This window comes from Aliiglaciecola aliphaticivorans, assembly GCF_054782055.1.
Genome location: NZ_BAAGTF010000045.1, coordinates 78,296 through 95,027 on the forward strand (window position 1 = coordinate 78,296; position 16,732 = coordinate 95,027).

Annotated in this window: 14 protein-coding genes and 1 other RNA gene; 11 read left to right on the forward strand and 4 right to left on the reverse strand. The window is 41.4% G+C overall.

The window, feature by feature from the left end; all coding sequences use genetic code 11:
• Window positions 1-19: 19 nt before the first annotated feature.
• Window positions 20-445, reverse strand: a complete 426-nt coding sequence (locus tag ACYVIL_RS18435; RefSeq protein ID WP_303475671.1) for a hypothetical protein — start codon at window positions 443-445, stop codon at window positions 20-22.
• A 328-nt stretch (window positions 446-773) separates the two neighbouring features.
• Window positions 774-955: non-coding RNA, 6S RNA (ssrS, locus tag ACYVIL_RS18440), on the reverse strand.
• A gap of 239 nt (window positions 956-1,194) precedes the next feature.
• Between ssrS and ACYVIL_RS18445 the strand changes: the two genes are divergently transcribed.
• Genes ACYVIL_RS18445 through ACYVIL_RS18460 form a run of 4 tightly spaced genes read left to right on the forward strand, consistent with a single transcriptional unit; the run spans window position 1,195 to window position 5,570 of the window.
• Window positions 1,195-1,764: a UPF0149 family protein gene (locus tag ACYVIL_RS18445; RefSeq protein WP_460314037.1), complete on the forward strand. Its 570-nt coding sequence runs from the start codon at window positions 1,195-1,197 to the stop codon at window positions 1,762-1,764.
• Window positions 1,764-3,083, forward strand: coding sequence for a Xaa-Pro aminopeptidase (gene pepP, locus ACYVIL_RS18450; RefSeq protein WP_303475667.1), 1,320 nt, complete (start codon window positions 1,764-1,766; stop codon window positions 3,081-3,083). Before ACYVIL_RS18445 ends, pepP begins: the two co-directional genes overlap by 1 nt.
• Window positions 3,084-3,088: 5 nt before the next feature.
• Window positions 3,089-4,351, forward strand: a complete 1,263-nt coding sequence (ubiH, locus tag ACYVIL_RS18455) for a 2-octaprenyl-6-methoxyphenyl hydroxylase (protein ID WP_460314039.1) — start codon at window positions 3,089-3,091, stop codon at window positions 4,349-4,351.
• Entirely contained in the window at window positions 4,338-5,570 is a 1,233-nt protein-coding gene (locus tag ACYVIL_RS18460; protein WP_460314041.1) for an FAD-dependent monooxygenase, read from the forward strand. The genes ubiH and ACYVIL_RS18460 overlap by 14 nt, the downstream gene beginning before the upstream one ends.
• Before the next feature lie 30 nt (window positions 5,571-5,600).
• On the opposite strand, the gene ACYVIL_RS18465 is transcribed toward ACYVIL_RS18460, so the two are convergent.
• Together ACYVIL_RS18465 and ACYVIL_RS18470 are read right to left on the reverse strand one after the other, a co-directional pair.
• The gene (locus ACYVIL_RS18465; RefSeq protein ID WP_460314043.1) at window positions 5,601-6,800 is read right to left on the reverse strand and encodes a tetratricopeptide repeat protein; all 1,200 of its coding nucleotides are present in this window, start codon (window positions 6,798-6,800) and stop codon (window positions 5,601-5,603) included.
• A 456-nt stretch (window positions 6,801-7,256) separates the two neighbouring features.
• Window positions 7,257-8,105, reverse strand: a complete 849-nt coding sequence (locus ACYVIL_RS18470) for a LysR family transcriptional regulator (RefSeq protein ID WP_460314045.1) — start codon at window positions 8,103-8,105, stop codon at window positions 7,257-7,259.
• A gap of 154 nt (window positions 8,106-8,259) precedes the next feature.
• Here ACYVIL_RS18470 and gcvT point away from each other — a divergent pair, with 154 nt between their 5' ends.
• From gcvT to ACYVIL_RS18505, 7 genes are all read left to right on the forward strand, one after another.
• Window positions 8,260-9,339: a glycine cleavage system aminomethyltransferase GcvT gene (gcvT, locus tag ACYVIL_RS18475; protein WP_303475656.1), complete on the forward strand. Its 1,080-nt coding sequence runs from the start codon at window positions 8,260-8,262 to the stop codon at window positions 9,337-9,339.
• A gap of 73 nt (window positions 9,340-9,412) precedes the next feature.
• Window positions 9,413-9,802 carry a glycine cleavage system protein GcvH gene (gene gcvH, locus ACYVIL_RS18480; protein WP_303475655.1) on the forward strand — a complete coding sequence of 130 codons (390 nt, stop codon included), beginning with the start codon at window positions 9,413-9,415 and terminating at the stop codon, window positions 9,800-9,802.
• A 159-nt stretch (window positions 9,803-9,961) separates the two neighbouring features.
• Entirely contained in the window at window positions 9,962-12,862 is a 2,901-nt protein-coding gene (gcvP, locus tag ACYVIL_RS18485) for an aminomethyl-transferring glycine dehydrogenase (protein ID WP_460314048.1), read from the forward strand.
• 39 nt (window positions 12,863-12,901) lie between these two features.
• Window positions 12,902-13,030, forward strand: a complete 129-nt coding sequence (locus ACYVIL_RS18490) for a hypothetical protein (RefSeq protein ID WP_460314050.1) — start codon at window positions 12,902-12,904, stop codon at window positions 13,028-13,030.
• A gap of 432 nt (window positions 13,031-13,462) precedes the next feature.
• Complete coding sequence (locus ACYVIL_RS18495) at window positions 13,463-14,413, forward strand: retron St85 family RNA-directed DNA polymerase (RefSeq protein ID WP_460314052.1); 951 nt, start codon at window positions 13,463-13,465, stop codon at window positions 14,411-14,413.
• The gene (locus tag ACYVIL_RS18500; RefSeq protein ID WP_460314054.1) at window positions 14,406-15,995 is read left to right on the forward strand and encodes an AAA family ATPase; all 1,590 of its coding nucleotides are present in this window, start codon (window positions 14,406-14,408) and stop codon (window positions 15,993-15,995) included. The genes ACYVIL_RS18495 and ACYVIL_RS18500 overlap by 8 nt, the downstream gene beginning before the upstream one ends.
• 4 nt (window positions 15,996-15,999) lie before the next feature.
• Window positions 16,000-16,623 carry a retron system putative HNH endonuclease gene (locus ACYVIL_RS18505; RefSeq protein WP_460314056.1) on the forward strand — a complete coding sequence of 208 codons (624 nt, stop codon included), beginning with the start codon at window positions 16,000-16,002 and terminating at the stop codon, window positions 16,621-16,623.
• Window positions 16,624-16,732: the final 109 nt, after the last annotated feature.

Consider the following 16,732-nt stretch of genomic DNA (forward strand, 5'->3'; position numbering starts at 1 on the left):
ACTCAAATCGATTAACGGACTATCGACCAAAAATACCTGCTATTTTATCGAAAAAACCTTGTGGTTTTTCGTAGGGTTGTTGATTCACCTGAAACACGCGAACTGAAACCGTTGCACCATGCCCCCAGGGCCACCAAGATAACATTATCTCTTGTTGACCATTGTCATCTTTACTGAATAGCTCTTGTTTTTTCTCTAGAATACCGAAAAAGCCCGCGCGATGCTTGAGGTATGGGTCTGCTTTTTTTAGTTGTTTTTTGTTCCAAGTGTGGGGGAAGTGTTTTTTCGCAATGGCGTAAACCTGTTGGGCATGATCCACTGAAAACTCAGCCAGAAGACAACCAAAATGGTCATCCCACTTCCATTCAATTTGGGGGGATAAATCATCAAAAAATTCCGGGCAAGCATCATAAATTGCCTGTTGTTCAGTTGAGGGCAGTTTCATTTAATTGATATCTTTTTAAATTGGTGTTCACTATTCAGTGATGATTTACACTGGGATGCCTGCATCACTCAGTGCTGCTAACCCTATTGAACAGGTTAACTCCGTTGTGCTCATATGCCGCATATGTATGTTTGAATAATGCGTAAAGTACATATGCACTTTACGGCTATTTAGTGTGCCTTTTTTCATTCATGCAGCAATAACATATTAACCTGCAATTTATGAACCGAAAAGATTTATTTCCATTATAATCAAATGGTTGGAGATTTACGGAGAGGATTGAAAAGGCGATGTGTCAAATAAGTTGACACATCGCCCTATAAAATTGGATTCTCCCAAAATGCCGCTGTTCGGTGTGGGCCCGTGAACCGAAAGTTCAGGGCGGAAACATCATCACTACCGTAGGCTTCTTGATACTAGCCAAGCTTGCACAATAGTAGTGGAATCAATTTCCAGGTTAATTAGCATCGGCCAGGGACAAAACTGAACTGGCAAACATCCCAGGAGATATCGAATTTTACCATAGCGGCGCGAAAATAAAATCGAAAACTGGTAATTCCTTTCTAGTTGCTTATAAACTGGACTAAATCACGCTATTTTAATATTGCCAGCAGAGCCGAAAAGAACAATGCGTTACTTATGGGGCATCCGCTCTAGGCAGGCACCTTTGGTAGTGATACGATCTGGAATCCCTATCTTGTACCTCTTGTTTATTGAAATGGGTATGAATGAAAATAAAGGAAACCGAATTGAATCCAACGCATTTAAAATATGAAGAGTTGTCTACCTTATTAGAGCAACACAATATTCTCACTGATGCATCTGAAGTACATGGCATTTTTTGCGGTATGTTGGCCGGCGGTATGGCATTAGAAAGTCAGGACTGGTCAGCTGCACTAAATGATTCAATCAATCAAGGTGACAGTTTACCCAATGAGGTTCAAGTGCAATTAACCGCACTTTATAATGATACCTGCCAGCAATTATTGGAAACCGATTTTACCTTAACCTTGTGTATGCCCGATGACTCAGCCCCGATCAACGAAAGAGGCAAAGCGTTAATTAATTGGATTCAAGGTTTTATGTTGGGATTTGGTTTTCATCAGGCTGATTTAACGGCGTGTTCTGCCGATGTAAAAGAAGCGTTGGAAGATTTCTATGAAATTTCTCGTATGGATGAAACTATGCCAGAAGACGAGGAAGCAGAAAAAGCGTTGTTCGAAGTTATTGAGTATGTGCGAGTGTCTTGCATGTTATGTTTCAATGAATTAGGCCACTCGGCCGACCAAGCACAAACTGAACCTAAGACGGTACATTAATGTCATCAGAACTCATCAAAGAATGCACTAAACGTCGACAAATTTTACGTGACAAAATGCGGCCAAACAGCATTGCCGTGATACCTGCCGCTAATTTGCTAACCCGCAGCAATGATACGGAGTTTCCTTTTCGCCAAGATAGCGATTTTCATTATTTATCCGCGTTCCCTGAGCCAGACGGGTATTTAGTCATAAGCAATAGCCCGTTAATGGGGGATGTGTTCAGCGCATTGTTTTGTTTACCTAAAGATGAATTAGCAGAAATTTGGCAGGGTAGGCGGATTGGTGTAGAAGCCGCACCTGAAGATTATGCCGTGGATATTGCCCACCCCATAGATGATATCGATGTGGGATTAGTAAGTTATATCAATGGCCATGAAAATTTGTATTTTGCCCGCGGTCATCATGGTCCTAGCGATGTGTTAATAGATGACGTGCTGAGCAAACTGCGAAATGCGCCCAAACAATCGAAAATTGCACCTAGTTGCGAATTCGATATCCGCACTTTGCTACATGAAATGCGTTTGTTCAAATCTGATTTCGAACTTTCGATTATGGCTCAAGCCGCTAATATTTCTGCTGATGCCCATGTTGCCGCAATGAAATTCAGCGAAGTGGGGAAAAATGAGTTTCACTTAGAAGCGACCATTCATCACCATTTTGCGATGCAAGGAGCGAAATCTCCCGCCTATTCTACCATTGTGGGGAGTGGCGAAAATGCTTGTATACTGCATTACACCGAAAACAATTGTGAACTTCAAGACAATACCTTAGTGCTCATCGACGCCGGTGCTGAACTGCAGGGCTATGCCGCCGATATTACCCGCACATTTCCCGTAAACGGACGCTTCACCGAGCCGCAAAAAGCCTTATATCAACTGGTATTAGATGCGCAATTAGCCTCTTTTGCTTTGTTTAAACCTGGCAGTACCTTTAAGGCCGCTTCTGATAAAGCGATTGAAGTGCTGACGGCCGGATTAATTGAGTTGGGGTTATTGAGTGGTGAACTAGAAGACAATATTGAGCAACAACATTATCGTCAGTTTTTCATGCATGGTCTTGGACACTGGCTAGGGCTAGATGTGCATGACGTGGGCAATTATAAAGTTGCTGGTGCAGATCGGGAGTTTGAACCCGGTATGGTGTTAACTGTTGAGCCTGGTCTGTATGTTTCTGCAACCGCTGAGGTTGATCCTAAATGGAAAGGCATTGGTATTCGTATTGAAGACAATATTGTGATCACTGAAGGTGGCTATAGAGTGTTAACCGACAGAGTTCCCAAAACCATTGCAGATATAGAAAGTTTGATGGCGAATTAACAATAATGAACAAAGGTGAAGAATCATTTGATTTGGTGATCGCAGGTGGTGGAGCCGTCGGGCTCACCTTGGCTTTAGGAATTGTGCAACAAAGCCAGCTTAAAGTTGCCGTTATAGAAGCCAATGAAGGTCCTGATGTGGAACAGCAAAGTGATGGTGATTTTTCCTATTTGGATTTACGTAGCGTGGCACTCTCCGCCCAATCTACTCAACTGTTAAGCTCATTGGGTGTAACCGGGTTGTCGGAATTTGGCTGTCCCATTTCCCACATCCATGTGTCAGACAAAGGGCATTTAGGCAGAGCTAGTTTACATGCGCAAGATTACCAGTTGGATGCCTTAGGGCAGGTCATCGAATTGCCCGTATTAATTGAATTATTACAAAGCGAGATACGTAGACACCCACAACAAGTCACCTTCTTTTATGGTCAATCCATTGAGCACCTACACAAGTCTGCGGAATATGTGGAAGTCGAGTTAAGTGATAAACAACGATTGAGAGCCGCGTTATTGGCAATTGCGGAAGGTGGAAGCTCCCCAACCCGCGAAAAATCGGGTATTGACGTTCAGCTTAAAGATTATGGACAATCTGCAATAGTGGCCAATGTGGCGCTATATAACGACCATAACAACACCGCTTTCGAGCGTTTCACTGCAGATGGTCCACTGGCGTTATTGCCGTTAAAGCCCCCAACGCAACAGCCTGATTCTTTTCGTAGTTCGTTAGTCTGGACGCTATCTTCAGCGCAATGTGAAGCGATATTGGCGTTAAGTGATGAAGATTTCATTGCGCGCTTGCAGGATGAGTTTGGTTATCGATTAGGCAAATTGAAAGCGGTGGGGAGTCGCAGTGCCTTCCCGCTAGTACAAAGCAAAGCTCAACAACATATTCATCATCGCACGGCATTATTGGGAAACGCTTGCCAAACCTTGCATCCCATTGCAGGCCAGGGGTTAAATTTGGGGCTAAGAGATGTGCATGAACTGATGCAAGTGGTACTGTCTACCTCGTCCTCCGATAAAACCTCGGATATAGGTAGCTATCAAGGGTTACAACGCTATCAACAAAATCGAAAAAATGATCAAAGTCGTTTAATTGGCGCAACAGACTTATTGGTTCATACTTTTTCTAATCTGTATCCACCGCTGGTTTTAGGACGTAATTTGGCCCTTGGTATGATAGACAGTCAGCCAAGGTTAAAACACATTTTAGCTCACCATGCCATGGGCTTTCACGGCATTTCAGGAAATTTCAATGCAAAATTATGATGTGGCTATTGTTGGTGCGGGTATCATAGGTTTAACCGCCGCATTGTCGTTGCAAAACACTGATTTAAATGTAGTAATTATCGATTCTGAGCCAGCAGCACAGCCCCTGAGTGATGAGCCGGAATTACGCGTAAGTGCCATTAATCTGGCGAGTCAGAACATCTTTAGCAATTTAGGTGCTTGGGACAATATCCAAAACCAGCGGCTGCAGCCTTATCAGCATATGCATGTTTGGGAGCAAGACAGTTTTGCTAAAATTGACTTCTCGGCATCTGATATTCAGCAAACACGTTTAGGAAGTATTATTGAAAATCAGGCTATTCGTTTAGGTTTGCTGCAACAACTAAAAAACGCGCCAAACGTAGACATCGCCGACAATGCCAAAATAGCCAATATCTCCATTGGTCAGTCAGAAAGTTTCATTAGCCTGGAAAATGGTAATCACCTAAGTAGCAAGCTCGTGGTAGGTGCGGATGGCGCAAATTCGTTAGTGCGTAAGGTGGCAAACTTACCCCTAACGTTTTGGGATTATGATCAAATAGCGATAGTCGCCACCATTGAAACTGAACTACCTCACAACAATGTTGCGCGCCAAGTCTTTACCCCAGATGGGCCTCTTGCCTTGTTACCTTTATTTGAGAAAAACCTGTGCTCAATTGTTTGGTCTCAACGGGTAGAAAAAGCAGAGTCTTTGCTAAAAATGGATGAAAAATCCTTTAATAGTGCTTTGAGTGCTTGCAGTGACATGCGTTTAGGGCAAGGGAAACTTGTCAGTAAACGAGCCAGTTATCCGCTAAAAATGCGTTATTGTCGGAAATGGGTAAGTGATCGTATGGTGTTAATTGGCGATGCAGCTCATACCATCCACCCACTAGCTGGGCAGGGGGCGAATTTAGGCATTGCCGACGCTGCGGCTTTGGCCGAAGTGATTATTGAATTACATCAACAACACAAAGATATAGGCTTAACTGAAAACTTGCGCGGGTTTGAGCGCTGGCGGAAATCTGAGGCATTACAAATGATAGCCGTAATGGAAAGTTTTAAACGGCTTTTTAATGGCGCTAATCCCTTGAAAAAGTTGATTCGAGATATCGGTTTAACGGCGACAAATAACTTGTCGCCGTTAAAAAATGACTTGATTAAACACGCTGTTGGTATCGACGGAAATTTACCTAAGCTGGCAAAACTTAATGCCAGCTTAAACTCAGATGTTGAGTGATTTCACATTACCTCTTAACGATTTTTGTGATTAATTTTGTAACCATAGCTTGTATGCATCTGAGGCTAAAAAACCGGCAAACGCAGGTTCGCTTCCCAAACTCTCAGGGGTAAATTCGTAATACAATCGCTCACTAATGAGATCTAAGGTATCGGCAACGCCCTGATAATTTTGTTGTTCATTATAGATTGTTAATAATGTCCAATAAGGAGGTTCGAAACTCGGCTCGGCATTGACTCCCAGGTAAGCGTATTTAAGCGCTTCGCTCAAATTACCAACGTTATAATATAAATTTGCGGTGAGCTCACCAAGGGCACCATCCATACCGAAACGTTTTATCACGTTCTCCATGGCGCGAATTGTTTTGATGTTATTCTCAGTCATCACATAATAATCTAGCAGCATGAATTGGGTAGACGGTAAATGGCCATAGTATTTGTCTAACATGCTAAGCTGGGCTAAATATTCTTCATCATTGATATTTTGTGCAAGGCCAATACCTGTATCGATGATTACCCGTTGTTTTTTCATCTCTTCAGGCATACTGAGCAGCAATTTATAGGCTTCTACAAATTGACCCGACTGGCGTAAACTACCAATGCGTTGGAATTGGCTCATCACTTCCTCATTGACTTTTTCTTTTCCAAACATCTTGCCAAAAAAAGAATCATCAGTAGATATCATTAAGGCGGTGGCTTGGGTTAAGGAATCACTGAACTCAGTTCCTTTACTGGCGATATGGAAATCAAATACTTTGTTATCGTCATTGATAAACAAAATAAGGTATTCGTGCCCACCCGTTGCGTAGTCGATTCGGATAAGGGGGCGTTGTGCGCCTTGCTCTTCAAGCATGCGTACAAATTTAGAGTTGGATTCCTCAATAAAAAACTGCATAAATAAATTATTAATTAAGGTTTTTCGTGTGTTTTCTCCCGAAAATCCTCGCACAAAATCATTGACTTCTCTTGGTTTAGAAAACAGGGTTTTGCCCACAATTTGACCTAGGTGTTTCACGTCGGTCATCTCACCCAAGCTGTCAATGTCTTGATCATTAAGGGCGCCAGCAAAGGCTACTCCAATTTGAGTTGAAGCTTCTACAAAAGCTGAGTCAGAGCTGTTCCCCCCCATTTGTTGGGCGTTACTTAACCCCGAAAATACACTCAATAAAATAATGAAAAATGTATTTCGGATAAAAAAATTATTGGTTTTTGTGTGCGGATTAGTGTTCATAGAATAAGTCCATTTTACGGCTTTGATTTTTAGTTTTTAGAATAACAAGATTAAGTTTGCCGATAAAAAGCCTGTTTGTATATATTAAAGTCGATTTAGCATTGCTTCACAGCGTTTAAATTACAACCCTTGTAGCATGGTCTTTAGGCCATGAGGTTTCAGGTCATAGGGTCTAGGTCATGGTGTTTTGCGCGGGGCTAAAGCCACCGCCTACAGGAGAGCCAACCCTTGTAGCATGGTCTTTAGGCCATGGGGGCTCAGGCCATGGTTTTTTGCGCGGGGCTAAAGCCACCGCCTACAGGAGAACCAACCCCTGTAGCATGGTCTTTAGCCATGGGGGCTCAGACCATGTTTTTTTGCGCGGGGCTAAAGCCACCGCCTACAGGAGGACCAATCCTTGTAGCATGGTCTTTAGGCCATAGGGTTTTCAGGCCATGTTTTTTTGTGCGGGGCCGGTTACGACTTCAAACGTGCCATGATGAAATCGGCTAGGGCGCGACTAATTTGTGGGTGTTGGGTGTCGAGGTTGAATAGACATATTTTGATTTTTCCCAACTGTGGCAACGATTTATGGCTAATTTCTTGTAAGGTGCTGGGTAAACTCGAACGCGCTAAGGCCGTAATGCCTAAACCTTGCTGTATCGCTGCTATTAACCCGTAAAGATCGGCATTGGTGTAGGTGATCCGCCAGCTGGTGGTTTGTTGTTTAAGCTTCTCAATCACTCGGGAGCGATAAACACAGCCATCTGGTGCCAAAACCAGCGCCACTTTATTTGCAGTTATGGCTTTATTTGCATCTCCCACCCAAATCAACTCGTCTTCTAAAACCACTTCCCCTTCAGTTTGCTGATCCGGATGCACTAGGGCTAAGACTAAGTCGAAATCACGGTGATTTTTATCATTGAGTAAACTCCGGCTTAGCTCTGAGGTGACTTCTAGAGCTACGTCTGGATATTGTTTACTGAATTCTCCGATGATACTGGGTAGCAACGTTGTGGCAAACTCGCTAGGAATGCCAAGTCGTAAACGGCCTCGCAAGGACGATTGTTCAAATTGCCTAAAAATGTCGTCGTTAATGCCTAACATGGCTCTTGCTTGTTGTAACAGTGCCTGTCCATCTTGGTTAACTAACTGGCGTTGACCTATTTTGTCAAACAGGCGGCGTCCAAGCTGTTCTTCTAATTTCTTTATTTGCAAACTAATGGCCGGCTGAGAACGGCCTAGCATGTCGCCGGCTTTGGCAAAGCCTCCCAGCTCCACTACAGTCACAAAGGTACGCAAATTGTCTAAGGAAAGTTGTCGCATAGGTCATTCTTAGGTTAAAAGTTCATTTAGATTACTAATTTAAGTAATTTAATACATTTAAAAAGTTAATGTAAGCATTTGAATTATCAATTTGTCCCAGAGCCGAGTGATTTCTATACTGCTATTCCAAAGTGACTAAATTAGGTAAACGTAAATGACCAATAAAACTGTGCTGCACCCAAAGCATATTGAAGCTGGCGCCAAAATGGTGGATTTCCATGGCTGGGAAATGCCAATTAATTACGGATCACAAATAGAAGAACATCATGCGGTTAGAAACGATGCTGGCATGTTTGACGTTTCTCATATGACGATTGTGGACGTGAAAGGTAGCGAAGCAAAAGGTTATTTACGCAAACTTTTGGCTAATGATGTCGCTAAATTAACTGAAAAAGGCAAAGCACTTTACAGTGGAATGCTTAATGAAGATGGTGGCGTGGTTGATGATTTAATTGTTTATCACTTCGATGAAACCAACTACCGTTTAGTGGTGAACTCTGCGACTCGTGAAAAAGATATGGACTGGTTAAACAGCGTGGCAAGCGGTTTTGACGTCACTATTACTGAAATTCCTGACTATGCCATGATTGCTGTGCAAGGTCCTAACGCGAAAAATAAAGCCGCTACCTTATTTTCTGACGCGCAAAAAGAAGCCGTTGCGGGTATGAAGCCTTTCTTCGGTGTGCAAGCAGAAGACTTATTTATCGCTACAACCGGTTATACCGGTGAAGCTGGTTATGAAATTATGGTGCCTAACGATATGGCAGGTGATTTCTGGCAACGTTTAATTGAAGCTGGCGTTGCACCATGTGGTTTAGGTGCTCGCGATACGTTGCGCTTAGAAGCAGGCATGAATTTGTATGGCCAAGACATGGATGAAACTATCTCTCCGTTAGCCGCAAATATGGCTTGGACAGTAACTTGGGAGCCCGCTGATCGTGATTTTATGGGCCGTAAGGCTCTGGAAGCGCAAAAAGCCGAAGGAACCCAAAAGTTAGTGGGCTTAGTGATGACCGATAAAGGTGTTTTACGCACCGGTCAAAAAGTCAAAGTGTCAGAAGGTGAAGGCGTGATTACCTCTGGAACATTTTCCCCTACACTAGGTCACAGTATCGCAATGGCTAGAATTCCAGCCACTAAAGATGCAACTGCAGAAGTAGAAATGCGTAAAAAATGGGTAACAGTTAGTATTGTTAAACCTAGCTTTGTTAGGAACGGAAAAAGCGTTCTTTAACAAGTGATAAAGCTACACCTAAAGTGAAATTTCGATTAAGTAATATTATAAAAACCAATATTTAGGAACGATTATGAGCAACATTCCATCAGAATTACGTTATGCATCAACTCACGAATGGGTTAGACCTGAAGGTGATGGCACATTCACCGTCGGGATTACTGAACATGCCCAAGAACTTTTGGGTGATATGGTATTTGTTGAATTGCCAGAAGTTGGCGACGCGGTAGCCGCGGGCGATGATGTAGCTGTGGCTGAATCAGTTAAAGCTGCCTCAGACGTATATGCACCAATTACTGGCACAATCGTCGCGATTAATGAAGATTTGGAAAATACACCTGAGATGGTAAACAGCGACGCGTTTGGCGATGGTTGGTTATTCCGAATTGAAGCTGAAGATCCTGCTGAGGTGGAATCTTTATTAGATGCTGAAGGTTACGAAAACAGTATCGACGAAGACTAATATTGGTAATCAAGTAAATGCTCCCACCTGTCTGTTTAAAATTTCAGGTGGCGAGTATTTGATATTGATATCAAAACATTTCTTGAATTCATATGCATATAGATAGCTTTTGCATTTCTATTTCCGGTATCTCATTGTTCAAAATAAAGGCAATCATTCATGGCTAAAACCCCGTTTTCACTCTCTCAGCTAGAACAAACTGAAGATTTTGTTAGGCGCCATATTGGCCCAAGCGAAAGCGAAATGGCAGAAATGCTCGAATTTGTTGGCGCTGAATCATTAGACGACTTAATGAAGCAGACTGTACCCGCGGGGATCCGTTTGCCAGAGTCTTTAAAAATCGGCGACAGCATAACCGAAGTTCAAGCGTTACAAGAACTTAAGGAAATTGCCGGTAAGAATCAGATTAATCGCAGTTTTATTGGTATGGGATATAGCGACACCATTACACCAAATGTGATTTTACGAAATGTTTTGGAAAATCCAGGTTGGTATACGGCCTACACACCTTACCAGCCAGAAATTGCCCAAGGCCGATTAGAAGCGCTATTAAATTATCAACAAGTGACAATTGATTTAACTGGGCTCGAACTGGCCTCTGCTTCGTTACTGGATGAAGCAACCGCTGCAGCTGAAGCCATGGGGCTAGCTAAGCGTGTGTCTAAAAACCGTAAAGCTAATAGCTTTTTTGTTGCCGACGATGTGCATCCGCAAACATTAGATGTCATAAAAACTCGTGCGGAAATGTTTGGTTTTGATGTAATAGTTGGCAAAGAATCAGAAGCGGCTTGTCACGATATATTTGGTGCCTTGTTGCAATATCCTGGTACCACAGGTGAAGTGAAAGATCTTACCGATATCATAAGTGCATTACATGAAAATAAAGCCATAGTTTCTGTTGCTGCCGATATTATGAGCCTTGTGTTGTTAAAATCTCCTGGAGAAATGGGAGCCGATGTAGTTTTAGGTTCCGCGCAACGTTTTGGGGTTCCTATGGGTTACGGTGGTCCACATGCCGCCTTTTTCGCCACCCGAGATGCCTATAAACGCTCGTTACCTGGTCGAATAATTGGTGTGTCTAAAGACACGCGTGGCCGTCCCGCACTGCGCATGGCACTGCAAACCCGTGAACAACATATTCGCCGTGAAAAAGCTAACTCCAACATTTGTACCGCTCAGGTATTACTAGCAAATATGGCATCTTTTTATGCGGTTTATCATGGTCCTCAAGGCCTAAAAACTATCGCCACTCGAATTAATCGTTTTGCAGACTTATTGGCTGCAGCTCTAACACGCTATGGCTATAGTCTGAAGCACAACACCTGGTTCGATACCATTACTGTGTTGGTGGATGACAAAGATGCATTGGTTGCTCGTGCTGCAGAAGCTGGCATGAATTTACGTGCCGATTTGGCGGATAACTTAGTGGGTATTTCCGTTGATGAAACCACTACCCGTCACGACTTGAAAGCCCTTATCGACTTATTCTGCGGTGAAACCCACGGTTTCGATATTGAAATGATGGATGCAGAAATTACCACTCAAGGTTCGAAATCGCTACCCTCAGATTTATTGCGCACCGATGAAATTCTAAGTAACCCAGTGTTTAATTCATATCACTCTGAAACAGAAATGCTGCGCTATATTAAATCTTTAGAAGACAAAGATTTAGCTTTGAATCATTCAATGATTAGCCTAGGTTCTTGTACCATGAAACTCAATGCCACGGCAGAGATGATCCCCGTCACTTGGCCAGAATTTGGCAAACTGCACCCGTTTGCGCCAATTGAGCAGGCACAAGGGTATAAACATATGATTGACGAGCTAAGTGATTGGCTGATCAACATCACCGGTTACGATGCCATGTCGATGCAACCTAACTCAGGTGCCCAAGGCGAGTATGCAGGCTTAATTGCAATTAAAAACTACCATGAAAGCCGCGGGGAAGGGCACAGAAACGTATGTTTAATTCCAAGTTCCGCCCATGGTACTAACCCTGCATCAGCACAAATGGTGAGTTTGAAAGTGGTTGTGGTTAACTGTGATAAGAACGGTAACGTTGATTTAGCAGATTTACGTAAAAAAGCCGAAGAAGTGGCTGAAAATCTGTCTTGTGCGATGATTACGTACCCGTCTACTCACGGTGTTTACGAAGAAACCATCAAAGAGATGTGTGACATAGTGCACCAATTTGGCGGACAAGTTTACATGGATGGCGCTAACATGAACGCACAGGTTGGGGTGACCTCACCTGGTTTGATCGGTGGCGATGTATCTCACCTGAACTTGCACAAAACATTCTGTATTCCACACGGAGGCGGTGGCCCGGGTATGGGACCAATCGGCGTAAAAGCCCACCTAGCCCCTTTCTTACCGAATCACCAAGTTGTTGATACGGGCAATACCACCGCAGGTAACGGCGCTGTTTCAGCTGCGCCTTGGGGAAGTGCCTCAATTCTGCCAATTAGCTATATGTACATCAAAATGATGGGCAGTGAAGGTCTTAAAAAGGCCACCGAAGTCGCCATGTTGAATGCCAACTACGTAGCACAGAAACTCGAGGGCCATTACCCCGTGCTTTACAAAGGTCGAAACAACCGTGTAGCCCACGAATGTATTATCGACTTACGTCCAGTGAAGGAAACCTCAGGTGTAACGGAAATGGATGTGGCAAAACGACTAAATGACTATGGTTTCCACGCGCCTACCATGAGCTTCCCAGTAGCCGGAACGCTGATGATAGAACCAACCGAATCAGAAGCAAAAGCAGAACTAGACCGCTTCATTGAAGCAATGATCTGCATACGTGCTGAAATGGCTAAAGTGGAAAGTGGTGAATGGGACGCAATCGACAACCCATTACACAACGCACCACACACAATCGACGACATCTGCGACAGCGACTGGAACCGCAGCTACGACAGGCAAACCGCCGCCTATCCAGTGCCGTCAGTGGCTAGAAACAAATTCTGGCCAAGTGTTAACCGCATCGATGATGTATATGGAGATCGTAACCTTATTTGTTCTTGTCCGAGCATTGAGACTTATATGGAAGATTGATTGTTGTTTTGATAAAGCGAGCTTAGGCTCGCTTTTTTTATGGCTGAGCCACAAAGCATGGGCTTTGCAGACAAATATTATTCACTTCGTTCACCGCAATCCATTGCGGGGTTTCAAACCGCATCCCTGCGGTCCGACTTACTTTTCTTCAACAGCCAAGAAAAGTAAGCAAAAGAGGCCGCGCTCCGGCCAATTTTCTATTCAAATTAAAAATAGACTCCTATGCCAGAGCGGCGAAAGGTAACATCCATGTAAAGCAATTCGCCTTGTCCAGACGTCCATGTCTGGACATCTGGCAAGTCTATTTGGAATTTGGAAAATTGGAGTCGAGGGTAAATCAAAAGCATGGTTGTGGCATTGTGAAAGGTAAAGTAGAATTGGTAACTTCCCTTTAGCGTTTGGACATTTTTGTCTAGTCGGGCGGTAAGCCAGACTCAAATTTATTGGGAAGTTTTTCGGTTGCGCTAATAAAATTACGCAACCTTTCAACTCGTCCCTCGTTTCAAGGTTGCGTAATTTTATTAGCGCTTCCTTTAGTATGGGGTAAGAAATGGCCTGATTCTTATTGGGCCATTTTTATTTGACTTTTATAGGGGCATAATGAAGGTAAAATTATATAAGGAGTTAACTGATAAGTTATCGATATCAAGATCGTCACTTACTCGGTTCTCTGATAGTGCTCCTAAAAAATATAAAGTTTATACCATCCCAAAAAGAAGCTCTGGACAAAGGGTAATTGCTCATCCCTCAAAAAAGCTAAAAAACATTCAAAGAGAATTGGTAAATATTTTATCCTCAACATTCCGTTCACATGACAGTGCGTTTGCATATAAAAAAGGGTTGAGTATAAAGGATAACGCTCAAAAGCACATAAACTCAAAGTATTTATTGAAAATGGATTTTAGTAATTTTTTCAATAGTATTACGCCCTCCGTGTTATTTCTAATATGTGAAAAAAATCATATACACTGGTCTCGGGCAGAACAGCGCTTATTAACTAATATTTTATTTTGGAATAAAACGAAATCGGATGGTGGAAAATTGGTACTAAGTGTTGGAGCACCTAGTTCTCCATTAATTTCTAATTTTGTTTTGTTCGATTTCGATTGCGAGATTAATAAATTTTGCAGCAGCTATAATATCAACTATTCCAGATATGCAGATGACATTACATTTTCTACTAATCAAAAAGGCCTATTGTTCGGAGTTCCCAATGTTGTAAAAAATATACTGCGTGATATTTATAAAGACTCAATAACAATTAATGACTTGAAAACAGTATATTCATCGAAGAAACATAATCGTCATGTTACCGGAGTGACAATTTCGTCAGAGAATAAATTATCTATAGGAAGAGCAAGAAAGCGGATGATTTCCTCACTTATACATCAATATAGGATTGGTACAATAGGACAAGATGATGCTTTATATCTTCAGGGACTTTTAGCCTTTTCAATCAGTATTGAGCCTGAATTCATCGAAAGAATGAAATTAAAGTATAGTGAAAATGTCGTAAATAGTGTTCTAAATATGAGAGCTGAAAATGACTAGGATTGAAACTAAATTTTCGAGTATTAAAAAGTTAGAAAGAAACGCTAAAAATGGAGTGTTCGATTCTAATTATCAATTGTATGAATACTATTCAAATGGAACTTACGTTGCAAAGGATGTAGACAAAGCTGAAGATTATTTACAGGCAGCTTATGAAATATTCAAAAATCAAAAGTTAGAAATAGATTTTGTTGGGCTTCAGAATTTTCGTGCTTTCGATAGTTTTAATTTGAAAATTCCCGATAGAAGCTTAACAGTTATCGTAGGTAGCAACGGAGGAGGAAAAAGTACTTTACTTGATGCTATATACTATAACCTCACTTGGTTACACAACCGAATGACTAAGAATGGTGGAAGTGGAGAATCAATTGCAGATTTAGATTTAACTTTAGGCTCTAAGGCTGGTTTTTCCTCAATTATTACAAAGTTTAAGTTAAACAAAAATGTCTCAGCTGATTTTGAACTCGTGCACGTGAAAGATGGGGTTGATACAAGTAAGAAAAGCCATATAAAAGAAGTAACTAAGATTGGGAATATGTATAAAAAAGCTAAGTTGATTGATGAAAAAGTCAACTTACCTTTATTAGCTTACTTTAATGTTGAAAGGGCTTTAGATATCAACAATAAAGATTTCTCATCTTTTGATGAAACTGCCTCACTAAGAGAAAGCGATCAATTTGAAGGACTTTCAGATTCGTTAAAAGGCAAAGTAGACTTCAAAAATTTCTTTAGATGGTACAAACGACTAGACGATATAGAGAAACACCAAAAGGTTAAAAAGGATACTGATTTTTTGAAAGAGATTGCTAATATAGAGAACTCAGGTTTATCAGATGAAGATATTCTAAAGTTAGTAAAGTTAAGAGCTAAGCGTTCAGAGACAAAAAGCAGTAAATATATTCAAGAAACTAAAGCTATTCTAGATAATGTTATACCATTATTCATGCCGGGCTATAGCGGTTTAGAAATTCAAGTTCAACCTTACCTATCACTTACTGTTGAAAAAAATCAGCAGAAATTAAATGTTTTGCAATTATCGCAGGGCGAAAAAACACTGCTAGCTTTGGTATTAGATATAGCTCGCAGGCTAATTATATTAAACCCTTCTCTTCCTAATCCCTTAGATGGTAATGGTATTATTCTTATTGATGAGATTGATCTCCATCTTCATCCAGAATGGCAAAGAAATGTAATTAAAGGCTTAACAAAAGCATTTAAAAATTGCCAGTTTATTGTCACAACCCACTCTCCTCAGATAGTTAGTGAAGTCAAATATGGACAAGTCGTAGTGATGAAAAGGAATGAAAATAACAATATAGAGTATTTTCAACCATCTCAATCATATGGATTAAGTAGTAACGACATACTTAATGAAATAATGGCTGATAGCTCTATAAATAAACAGCTTACGAGAAATGATAAAGTTGAAGAAGAGCTGAATCAAATACATAGTCTGATTGCAGAAGGTTTGTATGTTAAAGCTCAAAGTTTAATTGATGAGTTAGAGAGACAAATCAATGGTGAAATACCTGAGCTTGTAAGCGCTAAAGTGGATATAGATTTGGCTAATTGGGAAGAATAGGGCTATGTATGATATTAACAAGGGAGGTGAACCCGCTTCTTTGACAATATATCGACAGCTTCCAGATGCCGTATACGATGGTCCAAATTTTACTAATGTTAAGGATGATATTCGCAACCATTTGTTGCTAGAGCAAGGGCACACATGCGCCTACTGCATGAACAGAATCAATTTTATAAATATGAAAGTTGAACATTGGGCTTGTCAGCAGAGAAACTCTAATTTACAGCTTTCATACCAAAACCTTTTAGGCTGTTGTAATGGGAATGAAGGTACTAGCCCTAACAACCAAACTTGTGACACAAAAAAAGGCAATTTAGATTTGTCTTATTCTCCTGCTGATAGACAACACTCGGTTTCTAACATTGTTAGGTATTCTAGTGATGGAAGGATTTCGTCATCTGATGTTGATTTTAATATAGAGCTTAATTCAGTTTTAAACCTTAATTACTATCGATTAAGGGCAAATAGGAAAAGCGTTTTACAGGCTGTACAAACGCAGTTAAATAACAAAGCTGGATCAAGAACGAAGGTTGAAATTAGAAAGTTGATTCAGGTTTATGAGCAAAAAAACGCGAATAATCAATTCAAGCCTTACTACGGAGCTGTTATGTCACCGGCAATGTAAAACTGACCCACTAACGGTAATTTAAAATTGACCCACCTGAGGCACAATTGCCACTGATTCTGAAAATGAAGAGGCGGCGTGGATGCAATGTTAGATCAGGAGTCATTAG

What these genes read in the sequence shown, in the direction of transcription:
- ACYVIL_RS18495 (WP_460314052.1), top strand. Translation starts at nt 13,463, where the DNA reads ATGAAGGTAAAATTATATAAGGAGTTAACTGATAAGTTATCGATATCA.
- gcvP (WP_460314048.1), top strand. Translation starts at nt 9,962, where the DNA reads ATGGCTAAAACCCCGTTTTCACTCTCTCAGCTAGAACAAACTGAAGAT.
- ACYVIL_RS18470 (WP_460314045.1), bottom strand. Translation starts at nt 8,105, where the DNA reads ATGCGACAACTTTCCTTAGACAATTTGCGTACCTTTGTGACTGTAGTG.
- ACYVIL_RS18490 (WP_460314050.1), top strand. Translation starts at nt 12,902, where the DNA reads ATGGCTGAGCCACAAAGCATGGGCTTTGCAGACAAATATTATTCACTT.
- ubiH (WP_460314039.1), top strand. Translation starts at nt 3,089, where the DNA reads ATGAACAAAGGTGAAGAATCATTTGATTTGGTGATCGCAGGTGGTGGA.
- ACYVIL_RS18500 (WP_460314054.1), top strand. Translation starts at nt 14,406, where the DNA reads ATGACTAGGATTGAAACTAAATTTTCGAGTATTAAAAAGTTAGAAAGA.
- ACYVIL_RS18505 (WP_460314056.1), top strand. Translation starts at nt 16,000, where the DNA reads ATGTATGATATTAACAAGGGAGGTGAACCCGCTTCTTTGACAATATAT.
- ACYVIL_RS18465 (WP_460314043.1), bottom strand. Translation starts at nt 6,800, where the DNA reads ATGAACACTAATCCGCACACAAAAACCAATAATTTTTTTATCCGAAAT.
- pepP (WP_303475667.1), top strand. Translation starts at nt 1,764, where the DNA reads ATGTCATCAGAACTCATCAAAGAATGCACTAAACGTCGACAAATTTTA.
- gcvT (WP_303475656.1), top strand. Translation starts at nt 8,260, where the DNA reads ATGACCAATAAAACTGTGCTGCACCCAAAGCATATTGAAGCTGGCGCC.
- ACYVIL_RS18435 (WP_303475671.1), bottom strand. Translation starts at nt 445, where the DNA reads ATGAAACTGCCCTCAACTGAACAACAGGCAATTTATGATGCTTGCCCG.
- ACYVIL_RS18460 (WP_460314041.1), top strand. Translation starts at nt 4,338, where the DNA reads ATGCAAAATTATGATGTGGCTATTGTTGGTGCGGGTATCATAGGTTTA.
- gcvH (WP_303475655.1), top strand. Translation starts at nt 9,413, where the DNA reads ATGAGCAACATTCCATCAGAATTACGTTATGCATCAACTCACGAATGG.